Raw genomic sequence first — 16377 nt, 5'->3', positions numbered from 1 at the left:
CATGACGACAACGCTGCTCAGCGACATCGGCCTGCTGGTCACGAACGAACCGGCGCTCGGCGCCGGCCCGACCGGCGAGCTGACGGATGCCGCCCTGCTCATCGCCGACGGCACGGTCGCGTGGTCCGGCGCGGCCGTCGACGCGGCCTCGGCCATCGCCGAGCTCGGCCTCGGCCCGCTCTCCGCCGTGCAGCGGCTGAGCGCAGGCGGCGCCTGTGTGATCCCCGGCTTCGTCGACAGCCACAGCCACCTCGTGTTCGGCGGTGACCGCGCCGCCGAGTTCGAGGCGCGGATGGGCGGCCGCACGTACGAGGCAGGCGGCATCCGCTCGACCGTGGCCGCGACCCGTGCCGCCAGCGACGAGGAGCTGCGCGCCCGCCTCGCCGGATTCATCGCCGAGCTGCATGCCCAGGGCACCACGACCGTCGAGATCAAGAGCGGCTACGGCCTCTCGGTCGAGGCGGAGGAGCGCCTCGTGCGGCTGGCCGCCGAGGTCACCGACGAGGTCACGTTCCTGGGCGCGCACGTCGTGCCGGCCGAGTACGCGAGCCGCGAGAACGGGGCCGACGAGTACGTCGAGCTCGTCACCGGCGAGATGCTCGCCGCCTGCGCGCCGCACGCGAAATGGGTCGACGTGTTCTGCGAGACGGGCGCGTTCACGGTGGCGCAGAGCCGCCGCGTGCTGCAGGCGGGCATCGCGGCCGGTCTCGCCCCGCGCGTGCACGCCAGCCAGCTGGGGCCGGGCGATGGCGTGCGGCTCGCGGTCGAGCTGGGGGCGGCATCCGTCGACCACTGCACCTACCTGAGCGACGAGGACGTGGCAGCGCTGGCCGCCTCCAGCACCGTCGCGACTCTGCTGCCCGGCGTCGAGTTCTCGACCCGGCAGCCCTACCCGAGCGGCCGCCGGCTGATCGACGCGGGGGTGACCGTGGCCATCGCCTGTGACACCAACCCGGGCTCGAGCTTCACCTCGTCGATGCCGTTCTGCATCGCGGTCGCCGTGCGCGACATGGGCATGACCCCGGCCGAGGCGCTGTGGGCGGCGACGGCCGGTGGGGCCGCGGCGCTGCGGCGCACGGATGTCGGCCGGCTGAGCGCCGGCGCACGGGCCGACCTCGTGCAGCTGCGCACCCCGAGCTACGTGCACCTCGCCTACCGGCCGGGCGTTCCCCTGGTCGAGCGGGTGTGGAAGGACGGCGTGCGCGTCGCCTAGTCGGCGCTGGCCGCTGCAGCGGCAGCCTTCGGCGAATCGAAGTGTTTCTCGGCCAGGACGCCGGTGTCCAGCCCCGCCCAGGTGCCGGTCTCGAACCGTAGCTCCAGCACGGCGCAGGTAGCCATCGGCGGGATCAGCGGCGAGAAGCGCCGGGCGAGCTCGCTCATCTCCGGGTCGTGGCCGACGACCATCACCGAGTCGACGGCGTCATCCTGCTCGCGCACGACCTTGAGGATGCCGGCAGCCGTCGTCGCGTACAACCGGTGGTCGATGATGACGGCCGCTTCATCGGCGCCGAGTTCGAGGGCGATGAGCTCCGCGGTTGTGCGGGCGCGCAGTGCCGGACTGGCCAGGATCACCTCCGGCACGACACCACGCTCCAGCAGCCGACGCCCCATCTCCGGTGCGTCACGGCGCCCCCGTTTGTTCAGCGGGCGGGCCTCGTCGACAAGGCTGGGGTCGTCCCAGCTCGATTTGGCGTGCCGAACAAGTATGAGCGTCTTCATGGTGGCCCCGCTTTCACCGCCGAGACTACACAGCGAGCCGCGCCCCGTCACCCCCGGAGGCGGGGCAATGCGGCCAGTCTCAGGTGACCGCGCCGCGACGACTGAAGCGCTCGGCGCGCCAGCTCTCGGTGGCCAGGATGTCCTCGAGAATCTCCACGGCGTCCCACACGTCTGCGTGCGAGACGTAGAGGGGTGTGAAGCCGAAACGGATGAGATCCGGCCCGCGGAAATCACCGATGACGCCCCGCTCGATGAGTGCCTGCATGATCGGGTAGCCGTCCGCGACCCGCAGGGCAACCTGGCTGCCGCGCACGGCGTGCTCGCGCGGCGTCACGATTTCGACGCCCCAGGGCGCCAGACGGCTGTCGACGAGTGCGATGAACAGGTCGGTGAGCTGCAGGCTCTTGGCCCGCACCTGTGCCAGGTCGACCTCGTCCCACAGGTCCAGGCTTGCCTCCAGCCCCGCCAGCGACAGCAGCTGTGGCGTGCCGATCCGGAACCTCGTCATGCCGGCAGCCGGCGCGTACTCCACGCCGAACTCGAAGGGGCGGGCGTGCCCGTGCCACCCGGTGAGCGGCGGGCGGGCGCTGCTCTGGTGGCGCTCGGCGACCCAGATGAAGGACGGCGAGCCCGGCCCGCCGTTCAGGTACTTGTAGGTGCAGCCGATGGCGAAATCGGCGCCTGCGCCGTTGAGGTCGACGGGCACGGCGCCGACACTGTGGCAGAGGTCCCACACCATGAGCGCACCGGCCTCGTGCACCTTGCGCGTCACCTCGGCCATGTCGTACATCCGGCCCGTGCGGTAGTTGACGTGCGTCAGCACGACCACCGCGACGTCCTCGTCGAGCACCTCGTCGAGGGACGGGCCGTCGTCGTGGATCAGCCGTCGCTCCAGCGCACCGCTCGCGTCGCCGAGCAGCTCCTGAACGCTCTCCAACATGTAGAGATCGGTCGGAAAGTTGTCGCGTTCGGAGACGATGACCCGGCGCCCCGGGCGCAGACGGGCCGCGGCGACGGCGACCTGGAACAGGCTCACAGACGTCGAGTCCCCGATGACCACCTCGCCGGGGCCGGCGCCGATGAGGGGCGCGATCCTCTCGCCGAGCGCGCGTGGCTTGTCGAACCAACCGGCGTCGTTCCAGCTGCGGATCAGCCCAACGCCCCACTCCTGGATGACGACGTGCTGGATGCGTGCGGCTGTCGCTTTCGGCAGCGCGCCCAGGGAATTGCCGTCGAGGTAGATCACGCCAGGGGGCAGGTCGAAGCGCCCGCGGAATGAGGCGAGCGGGTCGGCGGCGTCGAGGTCTTCACAGGCGAGGCGGGTCGTCTGGCTGTCGGTCAGGTTGGCGGTCATGAGAGGCGCAGGCCCTCCAAAGAGTGGAACGTGGCGCTGGCGGGCAACGAGTCCAGCGCGAGGAATCGCAGCGCGTTGCCGCGCCGGATGGCGGTCTTCTCGTCGTCGCTCAAGAAGTCGGAACGCTCGATGATGGAGCCGACCGGGCGCTCTCCGAGGGGGTACGGGTAGTCGCTTCCGACCATGACCCGTTCGGCGCCGAGCGTGTCGACGAGTAGGCGCAGCGCCGTCGGCTCAAACACCACGGAGTCCACGCTGAATCGGTTGGTGTAGGCCGAGGGTGGCAGCGCGCTCGTCGCGATGACGTCGGGGCGCCGGTGCCAGGCGTTCTCGAGCCGGCCGAGCCAGAAGGCGAACGATCCGCCGCCGTGGGCGAAGGCGATCCGAAGCGAATCCGGAACCCGGTCGAACACGCCGCCGAGGATCATCGAGATGATCGACAGGTGCGTTTCTGCCGGCATCCCGGTCAGCCACCTGGCCATCCAGCGTTCCAGTCGCGGCGAGGTCGGCATGTCCCAGGGGTGCACGAACACGGGGATGCCGCGCTCGGCGCAGTGCTGCAGGAAGGTGACGATGCCCTCGTGGTCGAGGTCGCGGTCGCCGACATGGTTCCCGATCTCGACGCCCAGGTGGCCGTTGGCCATGCAGCGGTCGGCCTCGGCACACGCGGCGTCGGGGTCTTGGAGCGGCACCTGCGCGAACGGCAGCAGACGGTGGGGTGCGGGGGCGCATACCTCGAGGGCGAGGTCGTTGAAGATGCGCGCGACCTTGACGGCCTCGTCGCCGGACTTGTCGTAGGAGAAGAAGAGGGGCGTCGGCGAGACGACCTGGAGGTCGACGCCGTCGGCATCCATGTCGGCCAGACGCACCTCGGCGTCCCAGCAGTCGGCCCCGACCTGGCGGAACTCGGCGTCGCCGAGCATGATCATCGCTTCGCGCTCGGAGTCAACCCGCAACGTCGGCCAGAGCCCCGGCCCGACCTGTGCAGACAGGTCAGGCCAGGCGCTGGGCACGTAGTGCGTGTGAATGTCGATCGTGCCCACTGAACTCAGCCTTTGCCGGGGTGAACGGTGCCGCACTCCGCGCAGGTGCGCCCCTCGTCGCTCTCGTAGAAGGCGCGGAACACGGGCGGCAGGTCTTCGACGATGTCGCGCACCTGCAGCTCGACCTCGTGCACCTTGGCGTTGCAGTTCGGGCAGAACCAGGCGAACTTCTCAAAGGTGCCCTCTTCGCGGATGCGCTCGATCACGATGCCGATCGAGCCGGCCTCCGGGCGCTGCGGAGAGTGATAGACGTTGCCGGGAAGCAGCCACATCTCGCCCTCCTTGATGTCGATCCGCTGGGGGCCGTCCTCCGTCATGATGTTGACGTGCATGTTGCCGCGGAACTGGTAGAACCACTCCTCGTAGGGATCGAAGTGGAAGTCGGTGCGCTGGTTGGGGCCGCCGACGACCTGCACGATGAAGTCGCCCATCGGCGTCCAGGCCGCCTTGTTGTTGACCGGCGGCTTCAGCAGGTGCTCGTGCTCCCTGATCCAGGCCGGGAAGTCGATAACGGGTGGGATGGTGGTCATTTCTCCTCCTTGAGAATGGTGGTGTTGGTCGGGCGGGCGGTCGTTGCTCCCGGTGCAGCGAGCCGGGCGATGGCCTGGATCTCGATGCGCAGGTGTGGGTGCGGCAGGGCGTGCACGGCGACGGTCGTGCGGGCCGGGCCGGTCTCGTCGAAGTACTCTGCCCACACCGCGTTGTAACCGGCGAAGTCGTTCATGTCGACGAGGTAGCTCGTGGCCTGCACGAGGTCTTCGAGCCCGCACCCCGCAGCGGCGAGCACCGTGCGGATGTTCTCGATCACGGCGCGGGTCTGTGCCTCGATGTCGAGGTAGGTGGTGCCGAACTCGTCGACTTCGACGCCCTCGAAGGAGTTGTCAGGGCGGCGGCTCGACGTGCCAGACACGAACACCAGATCACCAGAGACCTTGGCGTGCGGGAATCGGCCGCGAGGGGTCGCGCTTCCGGCGACGGTGATGGCACGGGCGTCAGACATTGCTCTCCTCCTGTTCGGTGCCGCCGTCGACGTGCACAGCGACACGGCCGAGCCCGGCGATGCTCGCCTCGACGAAGCCGCGCTGCGGCAACGGGACGGCGGCGGTCGCGGCCCCCGCGAGCAGCACCATCCCGGCACGGAGGGCGAAGCCATGGGCGGATGCCAGGCGGCGAGCGGCGGCGAGGGCCCGGAGCGGGTGGCCGAGCACCGCAGCGGTCGAGCCGGTCTCGGCCAGGCGGCCGTCGATCTCGAGCCGCACACCGCGGTTGCCGATCTCGGCGGCCAGGCGGGGGTCGACCCACGGCCCGATGACGTAGCCGGCGGCCGAGGTGTTGTCTGCCACGACGTCGTCGAGCGAGAACCGGAAGTCCAGGTAGCGCGAGTCGATGATCTCGAGGGCCGGGGCGACGCCCACGATGGCGTCGGCGAGCGCGCGCTCGTCGGCGATCTCGGACTCCGGGTCGAACTCGGGGCCGAGCAGATAGGCCACCTCGGGCTCGATCCGCGGATGAATGCAGGCGCGCCGGTCGAAGCGGCCGCCGTCGTCAACGCGCATCGCGTCGGTGATCGTGCCGATGATGATGTCGTCGACACCCATCTGCCTGGCCTTCGCGAGACTCGTGAAGCCCAGCTTCACCCCGGAGACGGCCTCGCCGCGGCTCTGGCGGCGCGCGATGATCGCGTGCTGCACGGCATAGGCGGCGCCCAGGCCGAGCTGCCCACCGGCCGAGAGCTGTTCGATCGGCGTCGCCGAGCGCTGCGCCTCGTCGAGGGCGTGTGCGAGGACAGCCACCGTCGGCGCCTCGGTCACCGCGCTCATGCGGCGCCCCCGCTCGCTTCGAGGCGGGCGGGAGCGAGCTTCTGAGTAACAAGGTCGAGTGCGACATCCACGATCATGTCCTCCTGCCCGCCGACCATCTTGCGGCGGCCGAGCTCGATCAGGATGTCGCGGGCGTCGAGCCCGTGGCGCAAGGCCGCGCGCTCGGCGTGCAGCAGGAAGCTCGAGTACACGCCGGCGTAACCGAGGGTGAGGGTCTCCCGGTCGACTCGCACGGGGCGCTTCTGCAACGGCCGGATGAGTTCCTCTGCGGCGTCCTGCAGGGCGAACAGGTCGCAGCCGTGCTGCCAGCCCATGAGGTTGGCCACCGCCACGAACGCCTCGATCGGCGTGTTCCCGGCCCCGGCACCCTGCCCCGCGAGCGAGGCGTCGACCCGGTAGGCACCGTGCTCGACCGCCGTGATGCTGTTCGCGTTGCTGAGCGAGAGGTTCTCGTGCGCGTGGATGCCGATCTGGGTTTCAGGGTCGAGCACTTCGCGATAGGCGTCGACCCGGTCGGCGACGCCCTGCATCGTGAGCCGTCCACCGGAGTCGGTCACGTACACGCAGTGCGCGCCGTACGATTCCATGAGCTTCGCCTGTTTGGCGAGCCCCTGTGGGTCGTTCAGGTGGCTCATCATGAGGAAGCCCGAGACGTCCATGCCGTGTTCGCGGGCCCAGGCGATGTGTTGCGCCGAGACATCGGCCTCTGTGCAGTGCGTCGCGACGCGCACGCTCTGCACGCCGAGGTCGCGAGCGCGTCGGAGCTGCTCGATCGTGCCGATGCCGGGAAGGATGAGCGTGGTGAGCTTGGCGTGGGTGATGACGCTGGCGGCAGCCTCGATCCAGGCCTCGTCGGTGCTCGCGCCGTGACCGTAGGTGATGCTCGAGCCGCCGAGCCCATCGCCATGCGCGACCTCGATCGCGTCGACGCCCGCCGCGTCGAGCGCCGCCGCGATCTCGCGCACCTGGTCGAGGCTGTACTGGTGCCCGACGGCGTGCATGCCGTCGCGGAGCGTGACGTCCTGAATGTAGACGGCCGGGGCGACGGTGTTGTCGGCGATCGGGGCTGCGGTGCTCATGCGGGGGTTCCCGTTCTCTGGGCGCTCCGGCGCCGCGCGACAAGCTGTTCGGCTGTGCGCAGGGCGGCGGATGTCATGATGTCGAGGTTGCCGGCGTACTCGGGCAGGTAGTGGCCAGAGCCGGTGACCTCGAGGAAGATCGAGACCTTCGTGCCACGGAACGGCCGGTCGAGGGCCGGAACATAGGCCTCGTCGACCGCGTCGAACTGCACCTCCTGTTTGAGCAGGTAGCCGCCGACGTAGCCCCGGACGTCATCCGCCATGGCCTGGACCGAGTCACGGATCGCGGCCTCGTCGACCGTGCCATCGACCAGGCAGACGACCGTGTCGCGCATGACGAGCGGGGGCTCAGCCGGGTTCAGGACGATGATCGCCTTGCCGCGCTCCGCCCCGCCGACTGCCTCGATCGCCTTGGCGGTCGTCTCGGTGAACTCGTCGATGTTCGCCCGCGTGCCGGGGCCGGCCGAGCGCGATGCGATCGACGCGACGATCTCGCCGTAGGCGACCGGCGCCACCCGCGACACCGCGGCGATCATCGGAACCGTTGCCTGCCCCCCGCACGTCACCATGTTGACGTTGTCGGAGTCGAGGTGCGCATCCAGGTTGACCGGGGGGATGACGTAGGGGCCGATCGCCGCCGGGGTGAGGTCGACCATGATCTTGCCGTGCGAGCGCACGACCGCGTCGTTGTGCGGGTGGGCGCCGGCCGAGGTCGCGTCGAAGACGAGCTCGACGTCGGCGAACTCCGGCAGTCGGACGAGCCCCTCCACGCCCTCGTGGCTGGTTGCGATTCCCAGGCGGCGCGCGCGGGCGAGGCCGTCGGAGTCGGCGTCGATGCCGATCATGGCGGCCACGTGCAGCGTCTCCGACAAACGGATGACCTTGATCATGAGGTCGGTGCCGATATTGCCCGACCCGATGATGGCGACTCCGGTTGTCATGCTGCTGTCCCTTCGCGCTGCGCGGTGGTGGCGGTGCTGGACGTGAAGTCGGCGCGCACCTCGCCGAGGCCGTCGATCCGGGCGCGGAAGACGCCCGGTGTGGTCACGGCGACCATGGGGCCGAGGGCGCCAGAAAGAATGACCTCGCCGGCGCGCAGCGGGCTGCCGTGCCTGGCGGCCGTGCGGGCGAGCCAGGCCACGGCGATGACCGGGCTGCCGAGGCAGGCGGCGCCCGACCCCGTCGAGACGACCTCGCCGGCGTGGTCGAGGCTCATGCCGATCTCGGTGAGGTCGAAGCCGTTGAGCGTGCGCGGAGTCGTGCCGAGCACGAGGGCGCCGCTGGACGCGTTGTCTGCGATCGTGTCGGCGATGCGGATGTCCCACGCCGCGATTCTCGAGTCGACGATCTCGATGGCGGGCAGCACGAACTCGGTCGCCCGCAGCACGTCGGCGACGTTCGCTGTCGGGGAGTCAAGGTCGCGCCCGAGCACGAAGGCAACCTCGGCCTCTACCCGCGGCTGAAGGAATCGGCTGAGCTCGATTGGTTCGCGGTCTGCGGCGACCATGTCGTCGAACAAGGCGCCGTAGTCCGGGCTGTAGACCCCGAACTGCGCTTGCACCGCCGACGAGGTGAGGCCGACCTTGCGGCCGATGAGCCGGTGCCCAGCTGCGAGGCGGCGGGCCGTGCCGAGCGACTGCACGGCGTACGCCGCGTCCTGATCGTCGCCGAGGAGGTCGCGCACGGGGGCGCAGGGCACGCCTGTCTCTGCGGCGGTGCGCAGCCGCTCGTCGGCGCTCCGCACGGCCTCGGCGCTGGTCACGGCGCTCACAGCTGCACGCACACGTTCGTGGGCTCGGTGTAGAAATCGAACGAGTGGCGGCCGCCTTCGCGCCCGATGCCTGAGAGGCCGACACCGCCGAAGGGACTGCGGAGGTCGCGCAGGTACCAGGCGTTCACCCACGACATCCCGACCCGCATGCGCTGCGCGACCCGGTGGCCCCTGGCGAGATCGCTGGTCCACGTCACGGCGGCGAGGCCGTAGTCGGTGTCGTTGGCCAGCGCGATCGCCTCCTCCTCCGTGTCGAACGGGATAAGCGCTGCGACCGGCCCGAAGACCTCTTCGCGCACGGTGCGGTGCGAATTGTCGAGCCCGGCCCACAGCGTCGGCTGAATCCAGGACCCGCCGTCGAGACCATCGCCGAGCGTGGGGATGCCGCCGCCGGCGAGGATCGTTGCACCCTCGGACTGGGCCAGCTCGAAATAGGAGAGCACCTTCGCACGGTGCGCCTGCGAGATCAGCGGGCCGGTCGTCGTCGCCGGGTCCTCCGGCCGGCCCAGACGCAGCCGGTCGGCGTGTTCGGCGAGGCCGGCGGCAACATCGTTGAAGATCGCCCGCTCCACGTAGATCCGTTCGGTGCACAGGCACACCTGCCCGGTGTTGAGGTAGGTCGAGCGGGCCAGTCCGGCGATCGCTGCGTCGAGATTGGCGTCGGCGAACACGACGGCCGCGTTCTTGCCGCCCAGTTCGAACGAGACGGGGCGCACGCGCGGGGCCACGGCGCGCATGATGGCGGAACCGGTTGATGACTCGCCGGTGAACGTGACACCGTCGATTCCGGGGTGTGCTGTCAGGAAGGCGCCGGCGGAGTCTTCGCCGAAGCCGTGCACGACGTTGACCACGCCGCGCGGGACGCCGGCCTCTGCGAGGATCTCGGCCAGCAGCGTCGCGGATGACGGTGTCTCCTCCGAGGGTTTGATGACGACGGTGTTGCCGCTCGCCAGTGCGGGGGCGAGCTTCCAGGTCAGAAGAAGAAGCGGCAGGTTCCACGGCACGATGATCGCGACCACGCCGAGCGGTTTGCGGATGGCGTAGTTCAGTGCGCTGCGCCCGTCGGGGAGCTCGGTCAGGAACGAGTCGAGGCCGGCCGACGAGACGGTGTCGGCAAACGAGCGGAAGTTTGCGGCGGCCCGCGCGACGTCGAGGTCGCGTGCGAGTGCCTCCGGCTTGCCGGTGTCGCCCACCTCGGCCGCGACGAGCTCGTCGGCGCGCCGGTCGATCGTGTCTGCGATTCGGCGCATGATCCGCGCGCGCTCGGCAACCGACATCCGCCCCCACGGGCCCTCGAGCGCCGCGCGGGCTGCGGAGACAGCGAGGGAGACCTCGTTGGGCCCGGCCTCGTGCACCTCGCCGATGAGCGAGCCGTCGATCGGGTTTAGCTTGTTGAACGTGCGAACACCGTCGACGGGGTTGCCGTCGATGAAGTTGCGGATCTGGCGCGTCTGCGTCGTCGCTGAGGGAGACATGGACTCAGGCTACGAGCCGCTGGTCATGCCAACAAATGCCCTCTCGTGGCGTTGCCATGCCCATTCAGCTATAGTCCCGATTTGTGAGCACTGACCGCATCCTCGACGGACGGCTGAAAATTCGCCATCTGGTCCTCGTCACCGCCGTTGCCGACGAGGGCACGCTCGTGCGCGCCGCTGAGTCGCTGCACATCACCCAGCCGGTCGTCACGCGCGGCTTGCGCGAAGTCGAGGAGTTGCTCGGCGTGCCGCTGTTCGAGCGCCTTCCCCGTGGGGTCGTGCCGACCCAGTACGGACACGCGTTCATTGCCCGCGCCCGTTCCGTGCTCGCCGAGTTGCGCATCGCAGCCGAGGAGGTGCGCCTGCTGCAGTCGGCGCAGCTTGGAACCGTGACCGTCGGCACCCACCTGGCCGGCTCGAACCTGCTGCTGCCGCGCGCCATCGCCGCGCTCAAGGCCGAGCACCCGCGGCTGACCGTGGTCGTGCGGGAGGGCACGCCAGATACGTTGCAGCAGTGGCTCCTCTCGGGCGACCTCGACCTCACGGTCGGCCGCCTCTCGCCGACCGTGCCGGTGCGACTCGAGCAGGAACGGTTGCACCAGGAGCCGATCCGCCTCGTCGCGCGCGTTGGGCACCCCGTGCACGCTCGCCCGAATGTGCCGCTCGCCGACTTGGTCGGCTACCCGTGGATCTTCCCGGTCGCCCAGACTGCCCTGCGGGCCGAGCTCGAGGCGGTCTTCTTCCACGAGGGCCTCCCCCTGCCGGCCGACAGGGTCGAGTGCACATCGATGCTGACCTTGCGGAATCTCCTTGTCTCGAGCGATGTCATCGCGGCACTGCCGATGTTCATCGCGGTCGACGATCGTGAGCTGCGCATCCTGCAGACCCCGCTGAGCTCGATCCGGCGTTCTGTCGGCGTCACTACCTCCAAGGATCGCGCACCGGCTGCGGCCGCGACGGCGCTCCTGGGGCACCTGCGCCTCGAGGGGGCGCGGCTCGCCGAACTCGAGCGCGAGATCGCCCAGTCCGAGTTGCGCAACCGCGGCTGAGCGGCCCCGCAGTCCCGCCGGGCACGCCGGGCGGTCAGCCGAAGCAGAGCCCTGGGGAGTGGCCGGCGTACCTCGTCAGGGAGTGGACGATCGCATCCGGCATCTCCGACCCCGACACCCCGAGCATCGGCTGCGTCTTGCTCACCCGCAGCGTGCCACCGTCGTCGCCGACGGCCTCGAACTCCAGCCTGGCCACCGTCTGTGACGGGTCGCTGATGAGCACGGCCCTGCTGGCATCGAGCCCGACCGTCGCCAGCGCGAACGTGACCATCGCGTTGACGTTGCGGGGGTACCTCTCGGCAACGCCGCGCACCGGGCCGTCGTAGATGACCGCTGCAGTGCCGGCATCCGGCGGCGGCGGTTCGAACGCGTGCGGCGGCTTCACGAAGGTGATGCTTGCACTCCTCCACGCCGATACCCGGCCCGTCAGCGCATCGAGGCCGGCCAGCGCACCGTAGGGCACGACGATGCGCCTGCCGTGCCGCAGCGCGGCTGCGATGAGCCGATCGCGCCGAACGTCATCGACCAGCCCGCCCGCCGACACGATCATGAGGTCGGCGTGTTCAAGGATCCGCTCGCCGTGACTGGCGATGATGTCGGGATGCGCCGCCTCGATGACGAGATCGGTGGTGCGGAGCAGGGCGGCCGTCATCTCCGAGACGGCCGTGTGATCCGGCCACGCCGCGCCCACAACCGGCGTGCGCGTGAAGACGAAGGAGAGCTCGAGTCCGTCGGTGACCGAGATGTGCTCAACCAGGTGTTTTCCGATGGCCCCCCAGCCGATGACGCCTATCCTCAACACTGACTCCGCCTCTCCATATGCCCGTCCGATTTGAGGCGGGTCTCTCCAGCACAGTTGAAACTAACCTGTTGACAGATTCTGGATTCTGGATACAGTTTGACTCAATTGCACTCTCTCTTCAATCCAAATCTGGAGGCGAAATGGCCGGCTCTCCCTATGTGCCCAATGCAAAGAAGTACGACCCGAAGGACTTCGAGCGTGTCGCTGGTGAGCCAGCCGACCCCGATCCGTCGAGTTGGGGCATGCAGCCGGACGGCTCGTTCCTGCCCCCGGCGCACACACCCTCCGTCCCCCGCGACGTGTTCGTCGACTGGCCGGGCCAGCTCGATTACCACGACACCGAGACGTACGCGCTGAACGCGACGCCCGAGGCGTTCTATCCGATCGTCGTGAACACGAGCCACTCGTGGCAGTGCATCTACGACTTCGACGGCATCCGCTACATGCTGCACTACGGCGGCGGCAACCACTGGAAGCTCTACGACATCACCGACCCGCGCGCCCTCTCCATCGTCGACGAGGAGCAGTGGGGCTGGGGTGACCCTCGCCCTGACTTCGGAGCGACCACCGTGCAGTTCAACGAGAAGCTCGGCAAGCACGTCGCGATTCAAGCCAGCGAGACGCCGCGCTACTTCCTCAAGGGGCGCGTCGCCAACAAGCACATCGACGACACCGTCGAAGGTCAGCTCAAGGAGTGGGAGGGGCTACGCGGCTTCCGCACCTGGGAGATGAATGGCCCGAGCCCGCGCGACTGGACCCTGCTCACCGAGGTCTCGACCGACCCGAACCACGGTCCGGACGAGATCCAGGAGGGCAACGGCGTGCTCGACCTGCCCGTCTACTACGGAGACAAGTACCTCTTCGTCGCGACGGCCCCCGACAACAGCTTCACGAACCAGCCGTACAAGACGACCCTGTGGGCCGCCGGCCACGCCGCCTACGACGTCTCCGACCCCGCGAAGCCCGAGCTGCTCTCGCAATGGTGGGTGCCCGGCACCCGCGCCGGCGAAGAGATCGACTCTGAGTACCTCGCGGGCAACGACCGCTGGAACAACAAGACGAGCTGGTTCGGCTCGCGCATGGGTGTCTTCATGCCCCGCTCAGTGGAGTCGGGCTACCAGTATGGCTACGCGGCCCAGGGCGGCCAGGGCTTCTTCGTGCTGGACGTCTCCGACCCGACGAATATCCACCACGTCGGCTGGTGCCACCTGCCCGTGAGCGTCGCCGGCACCGAGGGCGACAACGTCGACACCACCCAGGTGGAAGAGACCGGATACGTGTACGTCTCGGGCTACCCGATGAACACCGACTGCTACGAGCCGGCCAAGGAGATCTACCAGATCGACGTCTCCGACCCGACAAACCCGCGAGTCGTGCGCACCCTGCCCCGCCCGGTGCCGCCGGCCACGGCCGCGTTCACCGACTGGGCGCAGCGCCGTGGCTCCTTCGGGCCCAAGCGCTCCGGCTACTTCACGAACACCGGCACACCGCACGGCGGCGTCATCCCCTACGCCTTCTACGCGGCCGGGCTGCAGATCTTCGATGTCCGCGACCCCGAGGACCCGAAGGTCGGGGCGTACTTCGTCCCTCCGATGGGCCTCAAGGAAGACGACGACATGGCGGCGCCGGTGCACGGCATCTTCGTGGAGTGGGACCGCAACCTGATCTGGCTGTTCGCCAACCACGGCATCTACGCCGTCTCGACGCCTCTGTTGGGCGAGCCGGTCGTCGGATTGCCGGGTGCCGGTTCGGCCTGATCCGTGTAGCTCGAACGCGAGACCCTCGCGACCTGGCGCCGCCGCAGTGTTCCATCGCGGCGGCGCCAGGTCGGGCTCTCCGCAGACCGGCCGGAGCACCGGCCGACCGCCCGCAGCCAGCGCGCTGCGGGCTTTTTTGTGTGCGCTGAAATGATCCGGCGCACCCCTTGCCGCGCGACAGTTCCACCCGTATTATTCCGAACGGAATAATGATTTTGAGAGCACCGAGCGAGGGAACAGCCGATGACACGACTCACAGCGCTCGCTGTTTCCACTCTGGCGTTGCTCGCCGAGCGCGAGATGCATCCGTACGAGCTGTACCAGCTGATGCTCCAACGGCGTGAGGACCGCGTGATCAAGGTGAGCGCCGGCTCCCTCTACCGGGCGGTCGAGCGGCTGGCCTCCGACGGGCTCATCGCCGCCAGCGGTATCGAGCGCCACGGACACCGCCCGGAGCGCACGGTGTACGCGATCACGGATGCCGGCCGGCAGGCGCTCCGCGAGTCGCTCGCCGAGATGCTCGGCACCCACGTCAACGAGTACCCCGAGTTCCCGGTCGCCATCCGCGAGGTGCGCAATCTGCCGGCGCCCGCCGTGGCGCAGCTGCTCCGTGATCGGCTTGCCGCCGTCTCGGAGTCGATCCAGCTCACGGACGCCGCACTCGACCGCGTCGCCGCGAAAGGGCTGGCCAGGCACTTCGTGCTCGATGTGCACTATGCCCGCGCCATGCTCGAGGCCGAATCGCGCTGGATCGCACAGACGATCGACGAGCTCGACGCGGGCACGCTGACCTGGCCCGCCGACGTTTCAGCCGCTCCGGCCGCTCCGACCGATCCAGCCGCGGTGGCAGGGGCCCCCGCCGCCGCGGCATCCGCCACCCCCGAATGACCCGGTCACCCGCGCCGCCGCGCCCGGCTGTGCCGCCCCACGCCACCCCAGCCCGAAAGGCGCCCATGAACCAGATCGCCAAACCCTGGCCCGCCCTCTGGGCACTCGTCATCGGTTTCTTCATGATCCTCGTCGACTCGACCATCGTCTCGATCGCGAACCCCGCGATCATGCGCGACCTCAACGCGGACTTCACCGCGGTCATCTGGGTGACGAGTGCATACCTGCTCGCCTACGCCGTGCCGCTGCTCATCACCGGCCGCCTCGGCGACCGCTTCGGGCCGAAGCGCGTCTACCTCATCGGCCTCGCGATCTTCACCCTCGCCTCGCTCGCGTGCGGGCTCTCCGGTGACATCGGCATGCTCATCGCGGCTCGCGCGGTGCAGGGCCTCGGAGCCGCCCTGATGACCCCGCAGACGATGGCGGTCATCACGCGCATCTTCCCGCCCAACCAGCGCGGCGCGGCCATGGGCTTCTGGGGCGCGGTTGCCGGCGTGGCGACCCTCGTCGGACCGATCCTCGGCGGCCTGCTCGTCGACTCGCTCGGCTGGGAGTGGATCTTCTTCGTGAACCTGCCCGTCGGGATCGTCGCGTTCATCGTCGCGTGGCGGCTGGTGCCGAACCTCGAGACGCACTCGCACAGCTTCGACTGGCTGGGCGTCGTGCTCAGCGCGATCGGCATGTTCCTGCTCGTGTTCGGCATCCAGGAGGGCGCCAGCTACGACTGGGGCACGATCGTCGGCCCGATCACGGTGTGGGGGCTCATCATCTCCGGCATCGTCGTCTTGGTGGTCTTCGTGGTGTGGCAGCGGTTCAACCGCGCCGAACCGCTGTTGCCGCTCGGCCTGTTCAAGGACCGCAACTTCGCCCTCTCCAACGTGGCGATCTCGGTCGTCGGTTTCGCGATCACGGCGATGCCGCTGCCTCTGGCGTTCTACTTCCAGGTCGCCCGTGGGCTCGAGCCCACGCAGGCGGCGCTCATGCTCGTGCCCATGGCCGTCATCTCGGGCGTCCTGGCCCCGCTGGTGGGCAAGTTCAGCGATCGCCTGGACCCGAAATGGATCGCGTTTACCGGCTTCGCATTCATCACGCTCGCCCTCGGCCTGTATGCCGTGCTGATCACACCGGATGTCGCGCTCTGGCTGCTGCTGCTGCCGTCGGCGCTGCTTGGCGTCGGCATGTCGGGCATCTGGGCCCCGCTCGCCTCGACCGCGACCCGCAACCTGCCGCGCGCGCAGGCCGGTGCCGGTTCCGGCGTCTACTCGATGACCCGCCAGCTCGGCTCAGTGCTCGGCTCGGCGGCGATCGCGGCGCTGCTCACTGCTCGCCTTGCGGCAGAGCTCCCCGGCTTCGACGCGGCCGACCAAGCCAGCGCCCACGCGGGCGGCGCGCTGCCGCCCGAGCTTGTCGCGGGGTACTCGGCGGCGATGTCGCAATCGCTCGTGCTCTCGGCGGTCGGCTTCGGGATCTGTGCGGTCGTGGTGCTGTTCTTGGCGAAACCGAAAATCACCGTCGCCTGGGGCGATGCGCCGAAGGCTGAAGTACCGGCCGCCAGCGTGCCGGCCACCGCCGACGCCGACCACTAGTGCCGAGCGCGGCCCGGCCTGCCGGCCGGGTCGT

The 16377-nt window shown here is 69.4% G+C and carries 16 protein-coding genes; 5 read left to right on the top strand and 11 right to left on the bottom strand.

Translation table 11 applies throughout. The features are described from left to right. The first annotated feature begins 1 nt into the window (after window position 1). Window positions 2–1213, top strand: coding sequence for an imidazolonepropionase (gene hutI, locus AWU67_RS16720; protein WP_067231758.1), 1212 nt, complete (start codon window positions 2–4; stop codon window positions 1211–1213). Here hutI and AWU67_RS16715 read toward each other — a convergent pair. The 10 genes from AWU67_RS16715 to AWU67_RS16670 all read right to left on the bottom strand — a co-directional run bounded on the left by AWU67_RS16715 (window position 1210) and on the right by AWU67_RS16670 (window position 10261). Beyond that, the gene (locus tag AWU67_RS16715) at window positions 1210–1719 is read right to left on the bottom strand and encodes a SixA phosphatase family protein (protein ID WP_067231755.1); all 510 of its coding nucleotides are present in this window, start codon (window positions 1717–1719) and stop codon (window positions 1210–1212) included. The two genes, hutI and AWU67_RS16715, sit on opposite strands and share 4 nt — an antisense overlap. A 79-nt stretch (window positions 1720–1798) precedes the next feature. Then, entirely contained in the window at window positions 1799–3073 is a 1275-nt protein-coding gene (gene kynU, locus AWU67_RS16710; protein ID WP_067231752.1) for a kynureninase, read from the bottom strand. Beyond that, entirely contained in the window at window positions 3070–4116 is a 1047-nt protein-coding gene (locus tag AWU67_RS16705; RefSeq protein WP_067231748.1) for an amidohydrolase family protein, read from the bottom strand. The genes kynU and AWU67_RS16705 overlap by 4 nt, the downstream gene beginning before the upstream one ends. Window positions 4117–4121: 5 nt before the next feature. Beyond that, on the bottom strand, window positions 4122–4646 hold the full coding sequence (locus AWU67_RS16700; protein WP_067231745.1) for a 3-hydroxyanthranilate 3,4-dioxygenase: 525 nt from the start codon (window positions 4644–4646) through the stop codon (window positions 4122–4124). Beyond that, on the bottom strand, window positions 4643–5116 hold the full coding sequence (locus tag AWU67_RS16695) for a RidA family protein (RefSeq protein ID WP_067231742.1): 474 nt from the start codon (window positions 5114–5116) through the stop codon (window positions 4643–4645). Before AWU67_RS16695 ends, AWU67_RS16700 begins: the two co-directional genes overlap by 4 nt. Further along, window positions 5109–5936: a 2-keto-4-pentenoate hydratase gene (locus AWU67_RS16690; RefSeq protein ID WP_067231738.1), complete on the bottom strand. Its 828-nt coding sequence runs from the start codon at window positions 5934–5936 to the stop codon at window positions 5109–5111. Before AWU67_RS16690 ends, AWU67_RS16695 begins: the two co-directional genes overlap by 8 nt. Then, window positions 5933–7015, bottom strand: a complete 1083-nt coding sequence (gene dmpG, locus AWU67_RS16685; protein WP_067231734.1) for a 4-hydroxy-2-oxovalerate aldolase — start codon at window positions 7013–7015, stop codon at window positions 5933–5935. The genes AWU67_RS16690 and dmpG overlap by 4 nt, the downstream gene beginning before the upstream one ends. Next, complete coding sequence (locus AWU67_RS16680; protein WP_067231731.1) at window positions 7012–7956, bottom strand: acetaldehyde dehydrogenase (acetylating); 945 nt, start codon at window positions 7954–7956, stop codon at window positions 7012–7014. The genes dmpG and AWU67_RS16680 overlap by 4 nt, the downstream gene beginning before the upstream one ends. Further along, window positions 7953–8786, bottom strand: a complete 834-nt coding sequence (locus tag AWU67_RS16675) for a 2-keto-4-pentenoate hydratase (RefSeq protein ID WP_067231728.1) — start codon at window positions 8784–8786, stop codon at window positions 7953–7955. The genes AWU67_RS16680 and AWU67_RS16675 overlap by 4 nt, the downstream gene beginning before the upstream one ends. After that, on the bottom strand, window positions 8783–10261 hold the full coding sequence (locus AWU67_RS16670) for a 2-hydroxymuconic semialdehyde dehydrogenase (RefSeq protein ID WP_067231725.1): 1479 nt from the start codon (window positions 10259–10261) through the stop codon (window positions 8783–8785). Before AWU67_RS16670 ends, AWU67_RS16675 begins: the two co-directional genes overlap by 4 nt. A gap of 83 nt (window positions 10262–10344) precedes the next feature. Between AWU67_RS16670 and AWU67_RS16665 the strand changes: the two genes are divergently transcribed. Continuing rightward, window positions 10345–11310 (top strand): LysR substrate-binding domain-containing protein, encoded by a 966-nt coding sequence (locus tag AWU67_RS16665; protein ID WP_067231721.1) that lies wholly within the window; start codon window positions 10345–10347, stop codon window positions 11308–11310. A 34-nt stretch (window positions 11311–11344) separates the two neighbouring features. Here the strand turns inward: AWU67_RS16665 and AWU67_RS16660 are convergent, their stop codons facing one another. Then, window positions 11345–12112, bottom strand: coding sequence for an aspartate dehydrogenase domain-containing protein (locus tag AWU67_RS16660; protein ID WP_067231718.1), 768 nt, complete (start codon window positions 12110–12112; stop codon window positions 11345–11347). 140 nt (window positions 12113–12252) lie between these two features. Here AWU67_RS16660 and AWU67_RS16655 point away from each other — a divergent pair, with 140 nt between their 5' ends. The 3 genes from AWU67_RS16655 (at window position 12253) to AWU67_RS16645 (ending at window position 16343) form a co-directional block, all read left to right on the top strand. After that, entirely contained in the window at window positions 12253–13869 is a 1617-nt protein-coding gene (locus tag AWU67_RS16655; protein ID WP_067231715.1) for an LVIVD repeat-containing protein, read from the top strand. A gap of 243 nt (window positions 13870–14112) precedes the next feature. Beyond that, the gene (locus AWU67_RS16650) at window positions 14113–14757 is read left to right on the top strand and encodes a PadR family transcriptional regulator (protein ID WP_067231711.1); all 645 of its coding nucleotides are present in this window, start codon (window positions 14113–14115) and stop codon (window positions 14755–14757) included. A 65-nt stretch (window positions 14758–14822) separates the two neighbouring features. Continuing rightward, window positions 14823–16343: a DHA2 family efflux MFS transporter permease subunit gene (locus AWU67_RS16645; RefSeq protein ID WP_067231707.1), complete on the top strand. Its 1521-nt coding sequence runs from the start codon at window positions 14823–14825 to the stop codon at window positions 16341–16343. The last annotated feature ends 34 nt before the right edge of the window (window positions 16344–16377 follow it).

The organism is Microterricola viridarii (assembly GCF_001542775.1).
In the GTDB taxonomy this organism is placed as follows: Bacteria; Actinomycetota; Actinomycetes; order Actinomycetales; family Microbacteriaceae; genus Microterricola; species Microterricola viridarii_A.
The sequence above is the reverse complement of the archived record's forward strand: the minus strand, read 5'-3'. Positions and strand labels throughout refer to the sequence as shown.